Source organism: Sphingomonas astaxanthinifaciens DSM 22298 (assembly GCF_000711715.1).
GTDB lineage: Bacteria > Pseudomonadota > Alphaproteobacteria > Sphingomonadales > Sphingomonadaceae > Sphingomicrobium > Sphingomicrobium astaxanthinifaciens_A.
This window is the reverse complement of sequence record NZ_JONN01000001.1, coordinates 84938-104923: the sequence shown is the minus strand read 5'-3', so window position 1 is coordinate 104923 and position 19986 is coordinate 84938. Positions and strand designations below refer to the sequence as shown.

Here is a 19986-nt window from a genome sequence, read left to right as displayed (position 1 = left end):
GACCTGATTGACGAGGGCCCGCCTCAATCTTCGGATCTCGCCATTACCAAACTGGGAAGAGACGGCGACTCGCTGAAGCGGTCGCGACGCGAACCTTACAGCAGTCCCAGCCTTCGAAAGCTCGCGCACTCGCTTCCGGCGAAGACGAGGTGGTCGAGAAGGGTGAGGTCGATGGCGTCGGCGGCGAGGGCGAGCGCCCGGGTCGCGGCCTGGTCGGACGGGCTCGGCCGGCTGACCCCGTCGACATGATTGTGCGCGAGGACGATGCCCGCGCTGTCGAGGCGGATGGCATCGCCGATGATGGCGCGCACCGGGGGGTCGTTCGCCTCGGGATTGCCGTCGTAGCTGGCGAGGTGGATGCACTGCGCCTCGCCGTCGACATGGGCGACCCACAGGCGCTCCTGCCGGGGCGCGGCGGCGAAACAGGGGGCGAAGAATGACCGGCTCGCTTCAACGCCGGCCAGGGTAGAGGGAGATTCGGCACGCTGAAGCATGACGCGACTATGAGGGGTCCCGCGCGGCCTGCGCCAGCGAAGTCGGGTCCGTTTCGGAGTGGCCTTGCCCTCATCTGCTCCGCGGCGGAGCGAAGCCGACACCCCGGCTTTCGCCGCACCGAGGGTCTCGCGCCGCGCCCGTTCTCAGGCTAGCGTCGGCTGATGCAGGTCTATCACGAACTCATGGCGAAGATCCTCCACGAGGGGGTCGCGCAGGACGACCGCACCGGCACCGGCACCCTCTCTTTGTTCGGCGCGCAGATGCGCTTCGACCTTGGCCAGGGCTTCCCGCTGGTGACCACCAAGAAGCTCCACCTGCGCTCGATCATCGTCGAACTTCTGTGGTTCCTGAACGGCGACACCAATGTCCGCTGGCTGCAGGAGCGCAAGGTCAGCATCTGGGACGAATGGGCCGACGAGCATGGCGATCTCGGTCCCGTCTACGGCAAGCAGTGGCGCGACTGGGAAACGGCCGACGGGCGCCACATCGACCAGATCCGGGAGCTGGTCGCGCTGATCCGCAAGGATCCGGCCAGCCGGCGCCAGATCGTCACCGCCTGGAACCCCGGGGAGATCGGGCGCATGGCGCTCGCCCCCTGCCACTGCCTGTTCCAGACGCAGGTCGCGGCCGGGCGGCTCAACCTCCAGCTCTATCAGCGCAGCGCCGACTTCTTCCTCGGCGTGCCCTTCAACATCGCGTCCTATGCGCTGCTGACCCACATGCTCGCGCGCGAATGCGGGCTGGAGCCGGGGACCTTCGTGTGGACCGGGGGCGACGTGCACCTTTATTCCAATCACCTCGAGCAGGCGCGGCTGCAGCTCGGCCGCGACCCCCGCCCTCTCCCCCAGCTGCGGATCAAGGACCGGGGCCAGGACCTGTTCGGCTACGAGCTCGAGGATTTCGAGGTGGTCGGCTACGATCCCCACCCGCATATCGCGGCGCCCGTCGCGGTCTGAGGAACCCCCAGCCCCCGCTCAGCAATTCGGGAAGCGCAGCTCGACGGTCAGGCCCCGGTCGATCCAGTCGCGCGCGATGGTCCCCCGCAGCTGCCGCACCAGCCGGTCGATCAGGGTCGACCCGAAGCCGCCACCCGGCTTGCTGGCGTCCTTCACCGCCGGCGCCATGCGCTCTTCCCAGCGCAGCACCACCATGTCGCCATCCCGACGCCATTCGACGCCGAGCGTGCCCCCGTCATGGGCAAGCGCGCCATATTTGGATGCGTTGGTGGCGAGCTCGTGAAGGATCATTCCGATCGACACCGCCGTGCTCGACGACAACAGGATCTCGGTCCCGCAAAAGCGCAGCTGGTCGGAAAAGTCGCCGAACGGCCGGAGCTCGGCCTCGACAAGGTCGCCAAGGCTCGCCTCGTCGCTCTGGGCGCGCAGCAGCGTGTAGGTCTGGCCCAAGGCTTCGAGCCGGCCCGAGAACGCCCGGTCGAAGGCGTGCGGATCGCTGCTGGCGCGCAGGGTCGCGCGCGACAGCGCCTGGACCGTCGCGAGCAGGTTCATGATCCGGTGATGGAGTTCGGCATTGAGCAGGCGCAACTGCTCCTCGGCATGGCGCCGGTCGGTGACATCGCGGGAAATCGACACGATCCGATCGATGCTGCCGTCCTCGCCGAAAATGGGCGACACCGAGACGTCCCAATATTTCGAAGTGCCTGCGGCCGTCGGGCAGGGTCCCTCGAAGCGCGACCGCCTACCGCCGAGCGCCGTTGCCAGCGCGTCGCGGACGAGGGGCGCGGATTCCTGGGGCCACAATTCGACCCACGGCCGACCGGCGACCGCGGAGAAGTCGCCGATCTCCATCACCGCCTGGCCGTTGGCGTTCATGTAGCTGAGCGTTCCGTCGGCCTCGATGACCTTGATGCAGTCGGGCGAGGCGCCCAGCACCGACATCAGGAACAGCCGGCTCTCGAGCAGGGCATTCTGCGCGATCTTCGATTCGGTGATGTCGCTGTCGACCCCGACCAGCCGAACCGGGCGGCCCTGCTCGTCGCAGACGACCTTGGCCTGGGTGAAGGTCCAGCGGACGCTGCCGTCGGGCCGCTTCATCCTAAACTCGACGGAATAATCCTCGGCGGTGCCAAGCGCGCGATCGAGCGCGGCCTGCACCCGCGGCTTGTCGTCGTCATGGACGAGCGCCCAGAAGCTTTCGAACGACCCGCCGAAGTCGGCGACCCCGGTGAGCGCGTTGAGCTGGGTGTCCCAGGTGACCTGGCCGGTCGCGACGTCCCAGTCCCAGCAGGCGTTGCGGCCGGCGGCAAGCGCGAGGCGCAGGCGCTCGCCCTGCTCGGTCGCGCGCCGTTCGAGCTCGACCAGTTCGGTCACGTCGATGTTGATCCCGACCAACCGGACCGGCCTGCCTTCGTCGTCGAAATGGATCCGGCCGCGGTCCTGGATCCAGTGGATGCTGCCGTCGGCGCGAAGCAGGCGGAAGCGCTGGTCGACATCGCCGAAATGCTGGAGCGCCGATTCGGCCACCGCCTGGACCGCGGGGCGATCGTCAGGATGGATCGCACCGAGCCAGCGCTCGAGCGTCGGCTGCTCGCCCTGCGGGAAACCGTAGAGGGCCATGGTCGAGGGCGACCAGTCGAGCCTCCCGGTGCGGAAGTCGAAGGTGTAGGCGGCGACCCGCCCGGCCTCCTGCGCGAGGGTCAGCCACTCCTCGGCCTGGCGGAGTTGCTCTTCCACCGCACGGCGCCGGCCGAGTTCCTCGATCAGGGTCTTGAGCATCGCCCCGTCGTCGGCCGCGGCGGCACGCTCTGCGCGCAGCTCGGCGACTTCCGATTCCAGCTCCGCGATTCGGCGGGCAAGGCTGTCCGCGTTGGTCATCGCGGCCACGTTGCAGAATCACACGTCCGCGATCAAGCGGCACGAAGACCCGTAATCAGCGAAAAATCTGACCGCCAGCGTCGGCGGGCCGACTATTCGGCGGTGACTTCACCGAGGTTCAGCCGCTCGCGCATTTCCTTGCCGGGCTTGAAATAGGGCACCTTCTTGGCGTCGACGGCGACCTGCTCCCCGGTGCGCGGGTTGCGGCCGGTGCGCGCATCGCGCTGGCGGGTACTGAAGGCGCCAAAGCCGCGCAGTTCGACGCGGCCGCCGCGGGCGAGCTGGGCGGTGATCTCGTTGAACAGACCCGTGACCATCAGCTCGATGTCACGCTGGGTGAGATCGGGAAAGTCGTCGCAGAGCTTCTGCACCAGTTCCGACCGGATCATTCTTCGTCCCCGCTTGTGCTTCCCCGAAACGGCTCCCCAACCGCACGGCCAAGCTGTCAGATGTTGAACCCGACCGCAAGTGCCCGCGAGGACTGGAGAAACGCCGTTTGCCGAAGCAATCGGACCGCTCGCCGTCGACGGGGCGCGAGGGCCGGAAAACCGGCGGGGCCCGCTCCGGTTGTCAGGAGGGGCCCCGCTTGAGGCTTACTTCTTGTTGGCGCGCTCGAGTGCCGCGCCGAGGATGTCGCCGAGCGACGCGCCGCTGTCGGACGAGCCGTACTGCGCCACCGCCTGCTTCTCTTCGGCGATCTGCATCGCCTTGATCGAGAAGGTCGGCTTCTTGGAGCGGTCGGTGCCGGTCACCATGGCGTCGAACTTCTGGCCGACCTGGAAGCGCTCCGGACGCTGCTCGTCGCGGTCGCGGCCGAGATCCGAGCGCTTGATGAAGCCGGTCGGGCCATCCTCGCCGACCTGCACGGTGAGGCCACCGTCCATGACTTCGAGCACTGTCACGGTCTTGACCTCGCCCTTGCGCGCGCCGTCGCCGCCCGTGGCACCGCCGGCCGCGACACCGCCGCGCTCCAGCTGCTTCATGCCGAGGCTGATGCGCTCCTTCTCGACGTCGACGTCGAGCACGACCGCCTGGACGGTCTCACCCTTGCGGTGAAGCTGCAGCGCTTCCTCTCCCGACACGCCCCAGGCGATGTCCGACATGTGGACCATGCCGTCGACGTCGCCGTCGAGACCGATGAACAGGCCGAACTCGGTGGCGTTCTTGACTTCGCCCTCGACCTGGCTGCCGACCGGGTGCTTCTCGGCGAAGTCGTTCCACGGGTTGGTCTGGGCCTGCTTGAGGCCGAGGCTGATGCGGCGCTTCTCGCCGTCGACCTCGAGGACCTTGACGTCGACTTCCTGGCTGGTGCTGACGATCTTGCCAGGGTGGACGTTCTTCTTGGTCCAGCTCATTTCCGAGACGTGGACGAGGCCCTCGATGCCCGGCTCGAGCTCGACGAACGCACCATATTCGGTGATGTTCGTGACGCGGCCCTGGAACACGCCGCCGACCGGATACTTGGCGGTGGCGCCTTCCCACGGATCGCTCTCGAGCTGCTTCATGCCGAGGCTGATGCGCTGGGTGTCGCGGTTGATGCGGATGATCTGCACCTTCACCGTGTCACCGATGTTGAGCACTTCGCTCGGGTGATTGACGCGCTTGTAGCTGATGTCGGTGACATGCAGCAGGCCGTCGATGCCGCCGAGGTCGACGAAGGCGCCGTAGTCGGTGATGTTCTTGACCACGCCCTCGATGATCTGGCCCTCGGCCAGGCTCTGGATCAGGCCCGAGCGCTGCTCGGCGCGGGTCTCTTCGAGGATGGCGCGGCGCGACACGACGATGTTGCCACGGCGGCGGTCCATCTTGAGGATCTGGAACGGCTGCGGGATGTCCATCAGCGGCTGGACGTCGCGGACCGGGCGAATGTCGACCTGGCTGCCCGGAAGGAAGGCGACGGCGCCGCCGAGGTCGACGGTGAAGCCGCCCTTGACGCGGCCGAAGATGACACCCTCGACGCGCTTCTCTTCGGCGAACTCGCCCTCGAGCTTGTCCCAGGCGGCTTCGCGGCGGGCGCGGTCGCGGCTGAGCATGGCTTCGCCCTGCGAATTCTCGACGCGGTCGACATAGACTTCGACCTGGTCGCCGACCTTCAGTTCGGCCTTCTGGCCGGGGGCGGCGAACTCGCGCAGGGGCACGCGGCCCTCGCTCTTGAGGCCGACGTCGATGACCGCGAGGTCGTTCTCGATGCCGGTGACGGTGCCGATGACGACGCGGCCTTCGAAGGCCTCGTTCTCGCCGCCGAGGCTCTCGTTGAGGAGCGCGGCGAAATCGTCACGAGTGGGATTGGCGACAGTGGCCATGATGATGGGTACGTCCTTTTCGTGCTCGGTCGGTATGCCGCCAGCCGGACCGAAAAGGGCCGGCTTTCCATCAGGCGGACCTGGCAAGCGTTGGGTCAGAGCGCGCCGCGACCCCATGCCGCGACCCGCATCGCCGGGACGAAAGGCCGGACGCGGGCCGGACCGAGCTTGGGGCCGTGAAGGACGACAACAGCTGCTGAGCGGCGCACGTCCGGGCGGTTTCCGCCCTGAACGACGAGCGCGCCCCTAGCGCAAGATGCTCAGGAGAGCAAGGCGAGCAGGGTCGCGAGCCAGCCCGTCCGCTTGCCCGCCGCGACCGCCGGGACGGGGTCGGCCGGCCCGCATTCGAGGCAGCGGGCCTGGATGGTCGGACCCGAGACGAGCAGCTCGGCCTCGTGCACCGCCGTCGCGACCAGCGTCTCGGGGCTGGTGCGGAGGCTGGCGAAGGGGTCGTTCTCCTCGGTGCTGTCGTCGTCGCGAAGGAGGCCGGCGAGCTCGGAGCGCCAGCCCTTCTTGCGGTCGAGCCAGGTCACTGCTCGGTCGTCCTTGGCGAGCCCGGCGAGGTCGCCCGCCTTGAGAATCGCCTCGTCCAGCCCGCCGAACTGGTCGACGAGGCCGAGCTGGCGCGCCTGCCCGCCCGACCAGACCCGGCCCTGGCCGATCGCATCGACCTGCTGCGGGGTCTTGCGGCGGGCCTCGCCGACGATGGTCAGGAACTTGCCGTAGGTGCTCTCGACCCCGAGCTGGATCAACTGGCCGGCCTCGGGCGAGATGCCCTTAAACAGGTCAGGCTGGCCCGACAGCGGGGTGGTAGTGACGCCATCGGCGCTGATCCCGAGCTTGGCGAGCGACCCCTGGAAGCTCGGCAGAATCCCGAACACACCGATCGACCCGGTGATGGTCGAGGGCTCGGCGAACACATATTGGGCCGCGGTCGACACCCAATAGCCACCCGAGGCCGCGACATTGCCCATCGAGGCGACGACCGGGATCTTCTTCTCGCGCGCGGCGAGCAGGGCCTGGCGGATCCGCTCGGAGGCGAGGGCCGAGCCGCCGGGCGAGTCGATCCGCACCACCAGCGCCTTGATCTTGTCGTTGCGCAGCCCCTTCTCGATCGCCTCGGCGATGCTGTCGCCCCCGGCGGTGCCGAGCGGCGCCTTGCCGTCGACGATGTTGCCGGCGACGGTGACCACCCCGATCGGCCCGCTGGCGTTCTCGGAGCGGACCTCGGAGGCAATGTAGCGGTCGAGGCGGATCGCCTTGAACCCGCCGGGCACCTTGTCGTCGCTCCCGCCGATCGCGGCGAGGCGCGCGGCGAAGGCGCGCTTGTCGCCGAGCTTGTCGACCAGCCCCGCCTTCTGCGACGCGACCGCGAAGTCGCCACCGGCCGCCTGGACCAGCTGCACCGGCTGGCCCAGCGCCTGGTCGAGATTGGCCTTCGGCCGGGCCTTGCGGATGTCGTCGCGCCAGGTCTCGAACAACGCCCCGGCAAGCGCCTGCGCATTCTCGCGCGCCTCGGGGCTCATGTCCGAACGGGTGAAGGGCTCGACCGCGCTCTTGAACTTGCCGACCTTGTAGACGTTCGCGGTCACCCCGAGCTTTTCAAGCAGGCCGGCGAAGTAGAGGTTGTTGCCGCCCGGCCCGCGCAGCTGGACGCCGCCCATCGGGTCGACCCAGATCTCGCTGGCATGGGCGGCGAGCTGGTAGCCGCGGTCCGCATAACCGGTGGCATAAGCGAGGACGGGCTTGTTGGCGCGGCGGACCTCGTCGAGCGCTTCGCCAAGGTCGGCGACGACGGTCTGTCCGGCCGAGAAGCCGTCGAGGTCGAGCGCGACCGCCTTCACCCGGTCGTCGTTCTTGGCCTTGAGGATCGCGGCGCGAACGTCGCGCAGCGCGAGCGGCCCGGGGCCGCTGCCACCGCCGGCGAGCGCGAAGGCATCCTGCTCGGCCGGCTGCTCGACCACGCCGTTGTTGAGCTTCAGGACCAGCACGCCGTCGGACACCGACGGCGCCGGCCGGGCCGACAGCAGGGCGTAGAGCCCGGCGAAGAAGATCAGCAGGAAGACGAGAACGAGCGCGTCCTTGATGCCGACCAGCAGTCCCCAGATCGCTTTCAGTACGCGCATGGTCGTCCATCGTCCTCGTGAATTGCCTCCGCGAGATAGGGGAGCGCGGGGACGAGGGGAAGCGGCTGTTCGACCAGCGGGCTCAATGCATCCGCGCCCCGTCGGGGACCGGGTGGTCGGGGGCGAGGAGCGAGATGCGGCCTTCGGCGTCGCTCAGACCCAGCACCAGCACTTCGCTCATGAACGGCCCGATCTGACGCGGCGGGAAGTTGGTGACGGCAATCACCTGCCGGCCGACGAGCGCTTCGGGCGTGTAGAGCGCGGTGATCTGGGCCGAGCTGCGGCGGATGCCGATGGCCGGCCCGAAGTCGATGGTCAGCTTGAAGGCGGGCTTGCGGGCCTCGGGAAAGGGCTCGGCGGCGATGACGGTGCCGGCGTGGATCTCGACCGCGAGGAAGTCGTCGAAGGCGATGGTCATGGCTTGGTGCAGGGCTTGAGCGCGGCCGGCGCGGGACGCGGGCCGGCGGCCTTGAAGGCGGCAAGGAAGCTGTCGCCGCCGGGCAGGCGCTCGAACCGTTCGAGCTTGAGGCCGATGCTCCCGAACTCGCATTCGAGCTGGGCGGGCGGGATCCCGTGGCGCTTCACCTCGCGGTCGGCGTCGACCACGATCACCTCGCCGCCGGGCTTGAGCCCGCCCGACAGGTGCCAGAGGAAGGCGTAAGGGTCGGTGACCTCGTGGTACATGTGGACGAGGAAGATGCGGTCGAAGCTCGCCGGGGGCAGCCGGGGATCGGCGGGCTCGCCAAGCCGCACCGCGACATTGTCGAGCCGCTCGCGCTGGACGCGCTCGGCCAGCCGGTCGCGGACCTCGGGGACGATATCCTGCGCAAGCACCCGGCCCTGCGGCCCGACCAGCGGCGACAGGCGGACGGTATAATAACCCTCCCCCGCCCCGATGTCGGCGACCGACATGCCGCGCTTGACCTCGGCGGCGGCGACCACCGCCTCGAACTCGCCGACCCGGTCGCGGGCGTCCTCGGTCGAGAAGGCGTCGGAGACGATCGGCGCGACGTCACGGCCGGCGGCGGGGAAGGTGGCGGCCTGTTGCTGGGAATGGCAGGCGGTGAGGGCCAGCAGGCCACCAAGCACGCTCGCCCTGAGCGCAGTCGAAGGGCGTCCTTCGACTGCGTGCTTCGCACTCCGCTCAGGACGAACGGTGCACAGGGACATGATCAGTCCACGTCCTCCACGTCGACCTTCTCGCCGGTCACGCGCTGGCTGAGCGCCGCGGCCATGAAGCGGTCGAGGTCGCCGTCGAGGACGTCGCCCGGCGCGGTCGAGGTGACTCCGGTGCGCAGGTCCTTGACCAGCTGGTAAGGCTGGAGGACGTAGGAACGGATCTGGTGGCCCCAGCCGATGTCGGTCTTTGCGGCGGCGCTGGCATTGGCCTCGGCCTCGCGCTTCTGAAGCTCGACCTCGTAGAGGCGCGCCTTGAGCTGCTTCATCGCCTCGGCCTTGTTCTTGTGCTGCGACCGCTGGTTCTGGCACTGGACGACGATGTTGGTCGGGATGTGGGTGATCCGGACTGCGCTGTCGGTGGTGTTGACGTGCTGTCCGCCCGCGCCGCTCGCACGATAGGTGTCGATGCGAAGCTCGCTCTCGTTGATCTCGATGTCGATGTCGTCGTCGACTTCGGGATAGACCCAGACGCTAGCGAAGCTGGTGTGGCGGCGCGCGCTGCTGTCGTAGGGGCTGATCCGGACGAGGCGGTGAACCCCGCTTTCGACCTTCAGATTGCCATAGGCATTCTCGCCCTTGATCAGCAGGGTCGCCGACTTGATCCCGGCCTGTTCGCCGGCGTGGAAGTCGACTAGCTCGACCTTCATGCCGTGGCGCTCGGCCCAGCGGCTGTACATGCGCTGGAGCATGCCGGCCCAGTCCTGGCTTTCGGTCCCGCCGGCGCCGCTGTTGACCTCGACATAGCTGTTGTTGGCGTCGGCCTCGCCCGCCAGCAGCGCGGCGACCTTGTCGCGTTCGGCGCGGGTCGCGAGGTCGGCGAGCGCAGTGACCCCGTCGTCGACGAGGGTCTCGTCCCCCTCCGCCTCGGCCATCTCGATCAGCTCGACCGTGTCGGCGAGTTCGGTCTCGAGCTTGCGGGTGGCCGCGATCGCCTCTTCGAGCCGGCGGCGCTCACGCATCACTTCCTGCGCGGCCTTGGGGTCGTCCCACAGGGTCGGGTCCTCGACCTTGCCGTTCAGTTCCTCGAGCCGCTTGAGCGCGCGGTCCCAGTCGAGGAACCGGCGGAGAAGCGCGGTGGCGGCATTGACCTGGTCGATATGGGCCTGCGCTTCGGCGCGCATCGTGCATTTCCTTGATGATCAGAACCGTTCGAGCCGAGCGGGCCCGCGGCTCCTAATAGATGCCGCCCTGCTTTGCCAAGAAGTCGTCGGGCTGCGGCTTGGGCGCCTGCGGCTTGGGCGCAGCGGTGGCGCGGGCCTTGGGTGCCGCGGCGCGGGCGCGCTGCTGCGGCGTATCGGCGGCAAGCTGGGTGTCGGCCCCGCCGCCCGGGCGATAGGTGCGCCGGGGCTCGGTCTCGGGCTTGAAGGCTTCCCAGATGACCGCCGACTTGGGATCCTCGCGGACCGGGAAGGTGCCGAACACGCGCCGCCCGGTGACCCGGTCGATCCGGACCATGCGGATTCCGTCGGGGGCGACGAAGGGTGTCGGCGGCACGTCCTTGAACGCGGTCTGCGCCCATTGCTTGAAGATCGGCGCGGCGATCCGGCCGCCTTGCGCCGCGCCGCCCATCGAGCGCGGCTGGTCGTAGCCGAGATAGGTGCCGGCGACGACATCGGGGGTGCCGCCGATGAACCAGACGTTGGTCGGACCATTGGTGGTGCCGGTCTTGCCGAACAGCGGCCGGTTGAGGTCACGGAGCACGGTCGCGGTGCCGCGCTCGATCACGCCGGTCATCACGTGGACCATCTGGAAGGCCGCCTGCGGATCGAGGATCTGGCGGCTCCGGCTCGGCGGCCGCGGCATCGCCCCGCCGTCCCAGTCGGGCGCGTTGCAGCGCCCTTCCATCACCGCGCAGCGATTGTCGGTGCGGAAGATGACCTTGCCGTCGCGGTCCTGGACATAGTCGATCAGCGTCGGGGTCAGCGCGCGGCCGTGATTGGCGAGGATCGCGTAGGCATTGGTGAGCTTCATCACCGTGGTCTCGCCCGCGCCGAGCGAGATCGACAGATAATTGGGATAGTCGCCGACGCCGAGGCGGCGCGCGGTGTCGGTGACCTTGGCCATGCCGGTCTGGGAAGCGGCGCGCAGCGTCATGAGGTTGCGCGACTGCTCGACGCCCCAGCGCAGGGTCTTGGGACCCGCATAGCCCGCGTCGAAATTCTTGAAGCACTTGTTGCCAAGGCCCGCGCCCTGCCAGACGCAGAAGGGCGCGTCGTCGATGATGCTCGCCGGCGTCATGCCGTTGGCGAAGGCGGTGTAATAGACGATCGGCTTGAAGGTCGAACCGGGCTGGCGGAGCGCCTGGGTCGCGCGATTGTAGCTCGCGCCGATATTGTCGAACCCGCCCTGCATCGCGAGGACGCGGCCGGTGCGGACCTCCTCGGCGATGAACCCGCCGCCAATCTCGGGGATCGAGCGGATCGCATAGGTCGAGCCGCCGACGTTCTTGACGATGATGACCATGCCCTCGCGCAGGTTCGACCAGGCGCTGCCGCCGCCGCCGCGCTTGGGCATGACGGCATTGCCGGCGGGCAGGTCGCCGCTCGAGCCGTCGGTGAACCCGATCCGCGCCGAGAAGGCGCCCTTGTCGAGAACGACGGCCTTGCGCCAGTCGGGGAAACCGGTGCCGAGCGGCGCCCGGTCGAGCGCCGCGCGCCAGTCGCCGGCGATGTCGACGCTGAGCCCGGTGTCGCGCCAGCCGCGGCCCCCGTCGAACCGGGCGAGGCCCTCGCGCAGCGCCTCGGCGGCGGCGTCCTGCATCACCGGGTTCATCGAGGTCCGGACCCACAGGCCCCCGGCATAGACGCTGTTCGGGCCGGCCTTGGCGTCCTCGCCATATTTCTTGAGGAGCTCGCGCCGGACCTCCTCGGTGAAATAGCCGCCGACCTCGCGGAATTTGGCATTGGAGCCATAGCGGATGGTCCCGAGCGGGGTCGCCGCCGCGGCGTCGCGCTGCGCCGGGGTGATGTAGCCGTTATTGGCCATCTCGCGCAGCACGTAGTTGCGGCGGGCCAGCGCCTTCTCGGTCGCGCGTACGGGGTCGTAGTTGGACGGCGCCTTGGGCAGCACCGCGAGATAGGCGGCCTCGGGCAGCGTCAGATCGGCGACGTCCTTGTCGAAATAGGCGCGCGCCGCGGCCTGCACGCCATAAGCGTTCCGGCCGAGGAAGATCTGGTTGAGGTAGAGTTCGAGGATCTGCTGCTTGGTCAGGACGTTCTCGAGCCGGAAGGCGAGGATCGCCTCGCGGATCTTGCGGGTGACGTTGTAGCTCGAATCCTGAAGCAGCGCCTTCGCCACCTGCTGGGTGATGGTCGAGCCGCCGCGCGCGCGGGCGCCGCCGGTCGCCTTCTTGAGCGCGAAGTCGCCGACCGCGCCGACGAGACCCGGATAGTCGATCCCGCCGTGGGTGAAGAAGGTCTTGTCCTCGGCCGAGATGAAGGCCTCCACCACCATCGGCGGATATTCGTCATAGGCGAGCTCGACCCGGCGCTCGCGGGCGAAGGTGCCGACCGGCTGGCCGTCATAGCCGCGGATGCTGGTCGGCAGCGGCGGCTGGTAGGCCAGCAGCTTCTCGCTCGAGGGCAGGCCGGCGGCGAAGAACAGCCAGACGAGGATGAACAGCCCGTAGAGACCGAGCACCCCCCAGCCGGCGATGCGCAGCCACTTGCGCTCGGCCCAAGCCGTGCGGAGGCGGTCCGCGGCGCGGTGGTGACGGTCCAGCCAGGCGGGAGAAGACGGGGTCGCAACGGCGTCCATGCTCGCGGCTCTACTCGCTTGGGCTAGCGGGGGAAAGGCGCTGAATGCACGGCTGCGATCAACGGACCGAAACCGCCGCCTGCGCCTCGATGGCGCGGGCCAGCGCCTTGACGATCCGCTGGCGCTGGGCGGGATCGAGAAGCATCGCCTCGTCCTCCGAATTGCTCATATAGCCCGCCTCGAACAGCACGGCCGGCGCGTCGGACCGGCGAAGCACCCTGAAGGCAGCGAAGCGGTGCGGCTCGGGACGGAGCGGCACGACCCCCTTGGCTTCGCGCAGCAGCCGGACCGCGAAATCGGCCGAGGCCGCCATCTCGTCGCGCGTGGCGAGGTCGGCGAGCAGTGCTCGGACACTCCCGTCGGCTTCGGTCGCGACCGCTTCCTCGCCGTTCTGGCGCGCGGCAAGCAAGGCGGCGTCGCCGTCGCTCGCCACTTCGGAAAGCGAATAGAAGGTCGCGCCGCGCGCATTGGCATTGGGCGCGCTGTCGGCGTGGATGGCGAGAAACAAATCGGCGCCGAGCCGGCGGGCGATCGCCGCCCGGTCCTCGAGCGTCAGCGTCGCGTCGCCGTCGCGGGTCAGCGCGATCCTGACCCGCCCACCCCGCGCCAGCTCGTCGCGCAGGTCGCGGGCGAGAACGAGGGTCACATCCTTCTCGATCGCGCGGCCGCTCGCGCCCGGGGCGCCAGGATCGCGTCCGCCATGGCCGGGATCGATCACCACCAGCGGGCGGCCGGGGACCCGCGCCTCGATGACGCGGACATTGGCGACCGCCGGGCTGAGGGCGAGGCTGAGCCCACCCTCGCGCGCTTCGCCGGCCACCGCCCGGCCCAGCGTCGCGCCGCCTTGGGCGCGGCCGAGGACCAGCCAGCCGGCCCCCGCCAGCAGCAGGATCGCAGTGGCGATGATCGCCAGTCGTGCACGGGTTCGGGGGGCCATGGGCGCGACCCTAGCGTGCCGTTGCTTGGCGGCAAGGAGGCTGCTACGAACGCACTGTCCGCCAGCTCGCTTGCTCGAGCCAATGGCGGGACAAGGCCGGGGGCTTGGTGACAGGGCCGAACCCTTGGCGTCGTACAGGTTGATGCTGATCCATGAAGTTCAAGAACGCGCACGTTGAGCCTGCTGAACTGAGCAGCGACGCGCGTTTGCCGGCGATCGCCGCCGGGGAACCCGAGGCAGCAGACGCACCCCATCTCATTGCCATTCCGGCGGGCCCGAAAGCGCCCGCCATGGCCGTAAATCGCGCGCGCCGCCTGACCCTGTTCAGGGCGCGCGCCCGGAGACTATTCAATGACCACGCGCATGCTGATCGACGCGCGCCACCCGGAAGAGACCCGGGTCGCCGTCGTCCAGGGGAACCGGATCGAGGAGTTTGACTTCGAGTCCGCCGAGCACAAGCAGCTCAAGGGTAATATCTATCTCGCCAAGGTGACCCGCGTCGAACCGTCGCTCCAGGCGGCGTTCGTCGATTACGGCGGCAATCGCCACGGCTTCCTCGCCTTCAGCGAAATCCACCCCGATTATTACCAGATCCCGAAGGCCGATCGCGAAGCCCTGCTGCGCGAGGAGGCCGAGCACGCCGCCGAGGAAGAACGGCTGCGCGCCGAGGCCGAGGACGAGCCGCTCGACCCGCACCACGAGGACGACGGCACCGACGACCGTCCCGAGGAGCCCGAGGACGAATCCGACAGCCAGGGTGACCCTGAGGATGGCGAGCGCGCGCCCCGTGGCGGCCGCCGCAACCGCAAGGACGAGGCCGCCGACGAGGTCCGCCGCAAGCGCCTCAATCTGCGCCGTCGCTACAAGATCCAGGACGTGATCCAGCGCCGCCAGGTGCTGCTGGTCCAGGTCGTCAAGGAAGAGCGCGGCAACAAGGGCGCGGCGCTGACCACCTATCTCAGCCTCGCCGGCCGCTATTGCGTGCTGATGCCCAACACGTCGCACGGCGGCGGCATCAGCCGGAAGATCTCGAACGGCTCGGACCGCAAGCGGCTGAAGTCGATCATCTCCGACCTGAAGCTCCCCTCGACCATGGGCCTCATCGTCCGCACCGCGGGCCTCGAGCGGACCAAGGTCGAGATCAAGCGCGACTTCGACTATCTCGCCCGGCTGTGGGACGAGGTGCGAGAGAGGACGCTCGCCAGCTCTGCCCCCGCGCTCATCTATCGCGACAGCGACCTCGTGAAGCGCGCGATCCGCGACCTCTACCACAAGGACATCGACGAGGTGCTGGTCGAGGGCGAGGACGGCTACAAGGCCGCCCGCGGCTTCATGAAGCTGCTGATGCCGAGCCATGTGAAGAAGGTGCAGTCGCACAATGAGGCGACTCCCCTGTTCCAGCGCTACGGCGTCGAGGACCAGCTGGCGGCCATGTACCACCCGCTCGTCCAGCTGAAGAGCGGCGGCTACATCGTCATCAATCCGACCGAGGCCCTGGTCTCGATCGACATCAACTCGGGCCGCTCGACCCGCGAGCACAATATCGAGCAGACCGCCTACGCGACCAACCTCGAGGCGGCGCAGGAGATCGCGCGCCAGCTGCGGCTGCGTGACATGGCCGGCCTCGTCGTCATCGACTTCATCGACATGGAGCAGAACAGCCATGTCCGGAAGGTCGAGAAGGCGATGAAGGAGGCGCTCAAGAACGACCGTGCGCGCATCCAGGTCGGCCGCATCTCGAGCTTCGGCCTGATGGAGATGAGCCGCCAGCGCCTGCGCACCGGCGTGCTCGAGGCCTCGACCAAGACCTGCCCGCACTGCGACGGCACCGGCCTGATGCGCACCGCCGCCTCGGCGGGCCTCAGCGCGCTCCGCATGATCGAGGATGAAGCGGCCCGCGGCCGCGGCGAAAAGGTGTGCCTGCGCGCCGGCGCCGAGGCGGCCGTCTATGTCCTCAACAAGAAGCGCGCCGAGCTGGCCGACATCGAGGCGCGTTACGGCGTGACCATCGAGGTGCTGGTCGATCCGAGCCTCGAAGGCGCCCGCATGGCGGTCGAAAGCTCAGGGCCGCGCCCGGTCGCGCCGGTCCGTGCCGCCCCCGCTCCCCGCCCAATCGAAGAGGATGAGCCCGAGATCGACGAGGAGGAGTTCGAGGAAGGGGTCGCCGAGGACGAGGACGAAGGCGAGGAGCGCGGTGAGCGTGGCGAGGGCGAGGACCGCAACGGCCGCCGCCGCCGTCGCCGTCGTCGCGGTGGCCGCAACCGTCGTCGCGATGGTGAAGGCGCCGAGGACGGCCAGGCCGAGCCGGAGGGATCGGCTTCCGACACCGACGAGGACGGTGCCGACGAGCAGCCCGAGAATGACGGCGAGGTCCAGGCCGACAGCGACGAGCAGCGCAAGCGTCGCGGCCGTCGCGGTGGCCGCCGCCGGGGTCGTGGCCGCGATCGTGACGGCGAGACCGAGGCCGAGGGTGGCGAACTCGCCCCCGAGGCCGGCGAGGCCCCGATGGTCGAGCCGGTCCCGAGCGAGGATCCCGCACCGGTTGCTACCGAGGCGGAGCCCGAAGCCGAGGTCGAGGCCGAGGAGAAGCCCAAGGCCCGTCGTCGCCCGCGCGCCCGCAAGGCCGATACCGCCGCCGAGGCCGCCGCGCCCGCGCCTGTGATCGAGGAAGCCGCGCCCGAAGCGCCCGCCGAGGAGGCTCTGGCCGCCGAGGAGAAGCCCAAGCCCAAGCGCCGCTCGCGCGCCAAGAAGGTCGAGCCGGTCGCCGAACCGGTCGCCGAGGAAGCCGCCATTGCGGCCGAGCCGGCGGCCGAGCCGCAGCCCGAGGCCGAGCCCGTCGCGGCCGTCGAGGCCCCGAGCGACGCCGCGCCGACCGGCAGCCGCAAGGGCTGGTGGTCGCGGACCTTCGGCTGATCGGAGTGACAGGAGCGGGACCCCGGGTAATCCGGGATCCCGCTTCCCGTTTCAGCGTCGCACCAGCGCGCGGAGCGCACGGTTCTGGTGGAGGAATATCCCCGGCGCCTGCTTCTCGACGAGCGCGGCAAGCGCCCGGGCGACGTCCTCCGCCGGGATCCCGGCATAGCGGTCCAGCGGCCCCTGCAGGAGCAGGTTCAGCACGGGCGACAGCGTCTGCGCGATCCCCTCACCCACCCTTTTCTCGTCCCGCTCCCCGAGCAACAGCCCTGGCTGGACCACGTCGACCCGGACAAAGCCAAGCGCTTCGACCGCCTGCTCGACCTCACCCTTGAGCCGGAGATAGGCGTTTCGGCTGCCCGCGTTCGCCCCGCTCGACGAGACCAGCAGGAAATGCCGCGCCCCGGCGTTTCGCGCGGCCCGGGCGAAGGCCAGCACCGCGTGCCGGTCGACCGCCTCGAACGCCGCCCAGCTGCCGGCGGCCTTGCGGGTCGAACCGAGGGTCGAGATCGCGACGTCGACCTTTTCGCCCTGAAGCAGGCCCGGCCACGTCTCCATCGCCCCGATCTTCTCCCGAGTCGCCCCGCTCGAGCGCCGGCCGATCACGAGCAGCTCATGCCGCTCTTCGAGGAGCGGCCAGAGGTTTCGCCCGACCAGCCCGGTCGCCCCGATCATCGCGATGCGCATCAGAATTTCTCCGGTAGTTCCACCGGTCCGACCAGCTCCTCATGGCGCTTGATGGCGAAGGGATCGGTCATACCGGCGATATAATCAGCGACGTTGCGCGCGGTCGTCTCGGGGCAGTCGCCCCGGTGCCACGCGTCGGGCAGCAGCCGCGGATCGTCGAGATAGGCCGCGGCGAGATTGGCGACGACGCGCTGGGCCTCGACCCGTACCGGCTGAAGCGCGGGCGCATTGTAGAGATTGGCGTAGAGGCAGCGCTTGAGCGCCCGTTCCTCGGCAACGAGCTCGGCCGAGAAGCCGGCGAGCGCCATGCCGGCGGCGCGGACGTCGGCGATGGTCTCCGCTCCGTTGCCCGCGACCCGGCGGCGGGTTTCGGCGAGGAGGTCGCCGACCATGGTCCCGATCTGGTCGCGGACCAGCGCCTTCACCCGCCGCTCCATCGGCAGGTCGGGCCAGCGGCGCCCGATCGCATCCCAGTGGCGTGCGACGAACGGAAGCTCGAGCAGCGCGTCGAGCGGCAGCACGCCTGCGCGCAGCCCGTCGTCGATGTCGTGATTGTCATAGGCGATGTCGTCGGCGAGCGCCGCCACCTGCGCCTCGAGGCTGGCGAAGGTCTGAAGCTCGAGCCCGACCTCGGCATCGACCCCGGCCAGCGCCCATTGGGGCGCGGTGACGGGGCCATTGTGCTTGGCAAGGCCCTCCAGCGTCTCCCAGTTGAGGTTGAGACCGTCGAAGTCCGGGTAGGTCGTCTCGAGCCGCGTCACCAGCCGCAGGGTATGGCCATTGTGGTCGAACCCGCCGTGGGGCGCGATCGCGGCGTCGAGCGCATCCTCGCCGGCATGGCCGAAGGGCGGATGGCCAAGGTCGTGGGCGAGGCACAGTGCCTCGGTCAAATCCTCGTTGAGGCCCAGCACGCGGGCGATGGTGCGGCCGATCTGCGCGACCTCGACGCTGTGGGTCAGCCGGACGCGATAATGGTCGCCGTCGGGGGCAACGAACACCTGCGTCTTGTGGCGCAGGCGGCGGAACGCGACCGAGTGGACGATCCGGTCGCGGTCGCGCTGGAAGGCGTCACGCGGTCCCCGCGGTCCCTGGTCGGGCTCGGCATGCACCCGCCCGCGGCTCTCGGACGGGCGCGCCGCAATGCCGGGGGGCAGCGTCACTTGGCGGCAAGCTTCTCGAACTTGATCCCGCCCGGCGCGGTCCAGACAAAGCCCTCGAGCCTGGCGGCATGGAGGTCGTTGACGAATTCCTGCGCGGCGTCGGCGTCCTTGAAGGGCCCGACCAGCAAGCGCGACCAGCCCTTCATCGCCGACACGACAGGCTGGCGGCCCTTGAACAGGGCGGCCTTACGCGCGCGGATCCTGGCGAACTCCTTTTCCATCTGGTCGGCGTTCGAGCCACCGGCAAGCTGGACATAGATGCGCGAGCCAACCGAGGCCTTGGCGGGCTTGGCGTCGTCATCGCCCTTCGCCGCCACCGCCGTCTTGGCGACACAGCTCGTTCGCGCCGCGCCCTTGAGCTTGGCGCAGGCCTTGGCGACGGCCGCGTCGTCCTCGTCGCGGGCGGCGAGCGCCGCAGTCTCGCACTTGGTCTTGGCGGACCCCTTGAGCTTGGCGCAATTGGCCGCCGGCTTCGCTTCGGCCGGCTTGTTCTTGCCTTCGAGCGCGGCCAGCCGGAGCTTGCCCTTGAGGTCCGTTGGCTCCTCAGCCGCGGGCTTGGGCTTGGCCTTTAACTTCTCGACGATCGGCTTGGGCGCCGGTGGGGGCTTGGCCGTCCCGGTCGCGAAAGGGGGCAGCTTGACGAGGGCGGTCTCGATATCGGCCAGCCGGTCCGCCTTGGGTCCGGGATCGGGCGCGCGCTTCGGCACCGGGCGCGGCGCGACCGAGGCGACCCGGACCGGCGCCGGGGGCGGGCTCGCCTCGACCGGATCGGCCGCGGCCAGCGCGGCGCCTTCCGCGGGCATGATCCCGAGATTGACCGCCGCCGCCTTCTGGCCGGGTCCGAGCGTCGGCAACCGGCGGAGGAAGGGATCGAAACCGGTGCTGGAGCCCGGCATCATCAGCGCGATCGCCTGCCGCGCGCCCTCGACGTCGCCGCCCAAGGCGAGGATCATCGCGCGGGCCCGGCGGGCACCCGCGTCGCGGCGGGCGAGCAGCGGATCGAGCAGCGCCAGCGCCTCGGCCTTGCGACCGGAAATGGCGACGCTCAGCGCCAGCCGTCGCCGTGCCTCGTCGGCATCGGGCCCGGTCAGCACCGCGCGATAATCGCTCTGTGCCTCGGCCTGGCGGCCGATGATGTCGAAGGCGAGGCCGCGGTCGAGCGCGATCATTGACTGGGTCGCGCCGAGCCGCTGCGCCTGTTCGAACAGGCCGAGCGCGGCGATCCCCTCCCCCATCTGGGTCAGCGCCGACCCCTGCCCGGCCTTGGGTGCCCAGTGCGCGGCGTTGATCTCCTCGGCCCGGCCGAAGAAGCCGATCGCGGCCTCGGAATCGCCAAGCCTCAGCGCGGCCCGGCCGGCGCCTAGCAGCGCATTATAGTCCTTGGGATTGATCGCCAGCAGCCGCACGTTGCGGGCCAGCGAGGCCTCGGGGCTTTCGAACGAGCCCGCCACCGGGGCGGGCGGGGGCGCGGGGGCGTGACCGCCGATATATTGCGCCGTCGCGGCGCCCGGAATCAACGCGGCGCCGCCCAGCAGCAGCAACGAAAATCTGATCATCCCCATCCCGTGGTCCGGTCTAGCTGAGCGGCGGCTGACG

At 69.5% G+C, this 19986-nt stretch carries 15 protein-coding genes; 2 read left to right on the top strand and 13 right to left on the bottom strand.

What is annotated here, in order from left to right; translation table 11 throughout:
* Positions 1-95: 95 nt before the first annotated feature.
* A complete protein-coding gene (locus BS69_RS13440) occupies positions 96-494 on the bottom strand; it encodes a JAB domain-containing protein (protein WP_051676377.1) in 399 nt (132 codons plus the stop codon).
* Between the two features lie 162 nt (positions 495-656).
* Here BS69_RS13440 and BS69_RS0100510 point away from each other — a divergent pair, with 162 nt between their 5' ends.
* Positions 657-1451 (top strand): thymidylate synthase, encoded by a 795-nt coding sequence (locus tag BS69_RS0100510; RefSeq protein WP_029940034.1) that lies wholly within the window; start codon positions 657-659, stop codon positions 1449-1451.
* A gap of 18 nt (positions 1452-1469) precedes the next feature.
* On the opposite strand, the gene BS69_RS13435 is transcribed toward BS69_RS0100510, so the two are convergent.
* From BS69_RS13435 to BS69_RS0100465, 9 genes are all read right to left on the bottom strand, one after another.
* Positions 1470-3329 carry a sensor histidine kinase gene (locus BS69_RS13435; RefSeq protein WP_156956775.1) on the bottom strand — a complete coding sequence of 620 codons (1860 nt, stop codon included), beginning with the start codon at positions 3327-3329 and terminating at the stop codon, positions 1470-1472.
* Between the two features lie 92 nt (positions 3330-3421).
* Positions 3422-3718: an integration host factor subunit beta gene (locus tag BS69_RS0100500; RefSeq protein ID WP_029940033.1), complete on the bottom strand. Its 297-nt coding sequence runs from the start codon at positions 3716-3718 to the stop codon at positions 3422-3424.
* Between the two features lie 204 nt (positions 3719-3922).
* Positions 3923-5632, bottom strand: coding sequence for a 30S ribosomal protein S1 (rpsA, locus tag BS69_RS0100495; RefSeq protein ID WP_029940032.1), 1710 nt, complete (start codon positions 5630-5632; stop codon positions 3923-3925).
* 260 nt (positions 5633-5892) lie between these two features.
* On the bottom strand, positions 5893-7758 hold the full coding sequence (gene sppA, locus BS69_RS0100490) for a signal peptide peptidase SppA (RefSeq protein ID WP_051676373.1): 1866 nt from the start codon (positions 7756-7758) through the stop codon (positions 5893-5895).
* Positions 7759-7840: 82 nt separating this feature from the next.
* Positions 7841-8176 carry a tRNA-binding protein gene (locus BS69_RS0100485; RefSeq protein ID WP_029940030.1) on the bottom strand — a complete coding sequence of 112 codons (336 nt, stop codon included), beginning with the start codon at positions 8174-8176 and terminating at the stop codon, positions 7841-7843.
* A complete protein-coding gene (locus tag BS69_RS0100480) occupies positions 8173-8847 on the bottom strand; it encodes a class I SAM-dependent methyltransferase (RefSeq protein ID WP_245605076.1) in 675 nt (224 codons plus the stop codon). The genes BS69_RS0100485 and BS69_RS0100480 overlap by 4 nt, the downstream gene beginning before the upstream one ends.
* Positions 8848-8930: 83 nt before the next feature.
* Entirely contained in the window at positions 8931-10058 is a 1128-nt protein-coding gene (prfB, locus tag BS69_RS0100475; RefSeq protein ID WP_029940028.1) for a peptide chain release factor 2, read from the bottom strand.
* A gap of 52 nt (positions 10059-10110) precedes the next feature.
* A complete protein-coding gene (locus BS69_RS0100470; protein WP_029940027.1) occupies positions 10111-12693 on the bottom strand; it encodes a penicillin-binding protein 1A in 2583 nt (860 codons plus the stop codon).
* Between the two features lie 58 nt (positions 12694-12751).
* Positions 12752-13630 (bottom strand): N-acetylmuramoyl-L-alanine amidase family protein, encoded by an 879-nt coding sequence (locus BS69_RS0100465; protein ID WP_051676371.1) that lies wholly within the window; start codon positions 13628-13630, stop codon positions 12752-12754.
* A 351-nt stretch (positions 13631-13981) separates the two neighbouring features.
* Between BS69_RS0100465 and BS69_RS0100460 the strand changes: the two genes are divergently transcribed.
* Positions 13982-16543, top strand: a complete 2562-nt coding sequence (locus BS69_RS0100460) for an Rne/Rng family ribonuclease (protein WP_029940025.1) — start codon at positions 13982-13984, stop codon at positions 16541-16543.
* 51 nt (positions 16544-16594) lie between these two features.
* Here BS69_RS0100460 and BS69_RS0100455 read toward each other — a convergent pair whose 3' ends face one another.
* Genes BS69_RS0100455 through BS69_RS0100445 form a run of 3 tightly spaced genes read right to left on the bottom strand, consistent with a single transcriptional unit; the run spans position 16595 to position 19946 of the window.
* Positions 16595-17230, bottom strand: coding sequence for an NAD-dependent epimerase/dehydratase family protein (locus BS69_RS0100455; protein WP_029940024.1), 636 nt, complete (start codon positions 17228-17230; stop codon positions 16595-16597).
* A complete protein-coding gene (locus BS69_RS0100450) occupies positions 17230-18390 on the bottom strand; it encodes a deoxyguanosinetriphosphate triphosphohydrolase (RefSeq protein ID WP_029940023.1) in 1161 nt (386 codons plus the stop codon). Before BS69_RS0100450 ends, BS69_RS0100455 begins: the two co-directional genes overlap by 1 nt.
* Entirely contained in the window at positions 18387-19946 is a 1560-nt protein-coding gene (locus BS69_RS0100445) for an SPOR domain-containing protein (protein ID WP_169738036.1), read from the bottom strand. Before BS69_RS0100445 ends, BS69_RS0100450 begins: the two co-directional genes overlap by 4 nt.
* Positions 19947-19986 lie beyond the last annotated feature (40 nt).

Coding starts and splice junctions, on each gene's coding strand:
- BS69_RS13440 (WP_051676377.1), bottom strand. CDS start 494: ATGCTTCAGCGTGCCGAATCTCCCTCTACCCTGGCCGGCGTTGAAGCG.
- BS69_RS0100510 (WP_029940034.1), top strand. CDS start 657: ATGCAGGTCTATCACGAACTCATGGCGAAGATCCTCCACGAGGGGGTC.
- BS69_RS13435 (WP_156956775.1), bottom strand. CDS start 3,329: ATGACCAACGCGGACAGCCTTGCCCGCCGAATCGCGGAGCTGGAATCG.
- BS69_RS0100500 (WP_029940033.1), bottom strand. CDS start 3,718: ATGATCCGGTCGGAACTGGTGCAGAAGCTCTGCGACGACTTTCCCGAT.
- rpsA (WP_029940032.1), bottom strand. CDS start 5,632: ATGGCCACTGTCGCCAATCCCACTCGTGACGATTTCGCCGCGCTCCTC.
- sppA (WP_051676373.1), bottom strand. CDS start 7,758: ATGCGCGTACTGAAAGCGATCTGGGGACTGCTGGTCGGCATCAAGGAC.
- BS69_RS0100485 (WP_029940030.1), bottom strand. CDS start 8,176: ATGACCATCGCCTTCGACGACTTCCTCGCGGTCGAGATCCACGCCGGC.
- prfB (WP_029940028.1), bottom strand. CDS start 10,058: ATGCGCGCCGAAGCGCAGGCCCATATCGACCAGGTCAATGCCGCCACC.
- BS69_RS0100470 (WP_029940027.1), bottom strand. CDS start 12,693: ATGGACGCCGTTGCGACCCCGTCTTCTCCCGCCTGGCTGGACCGTCAC.
- BS69_RS0100465 (WP_051676371.1), bottom strand. CDS start 13,630: ATGGCCCCCCGAACCCGTGCACGACTGGCGATCATCGCCACTGCGATC.
- BS69_RS0100460 (WP_029940025.1), top strand. CDS start 13,982: ATGACCACGCGCATGCTGATCGACGCGCGCCACCCGGAAGAGACCCGG.
- BS69_RS0100455 (WP_029940024.1), bottom strand. CDS start 17,230: ATGCGCATCGCGATGATCGGGGCGACCGGGCTGGTCGGGCGAAACCTC.
- BS69_RS0100445 (WP_169738036.1), bottom strand. CDS start 19,946: ATGATCAGATTTTCGTTGCTGCTGCTGGGCGGCGCCGCGTTGATTCCG.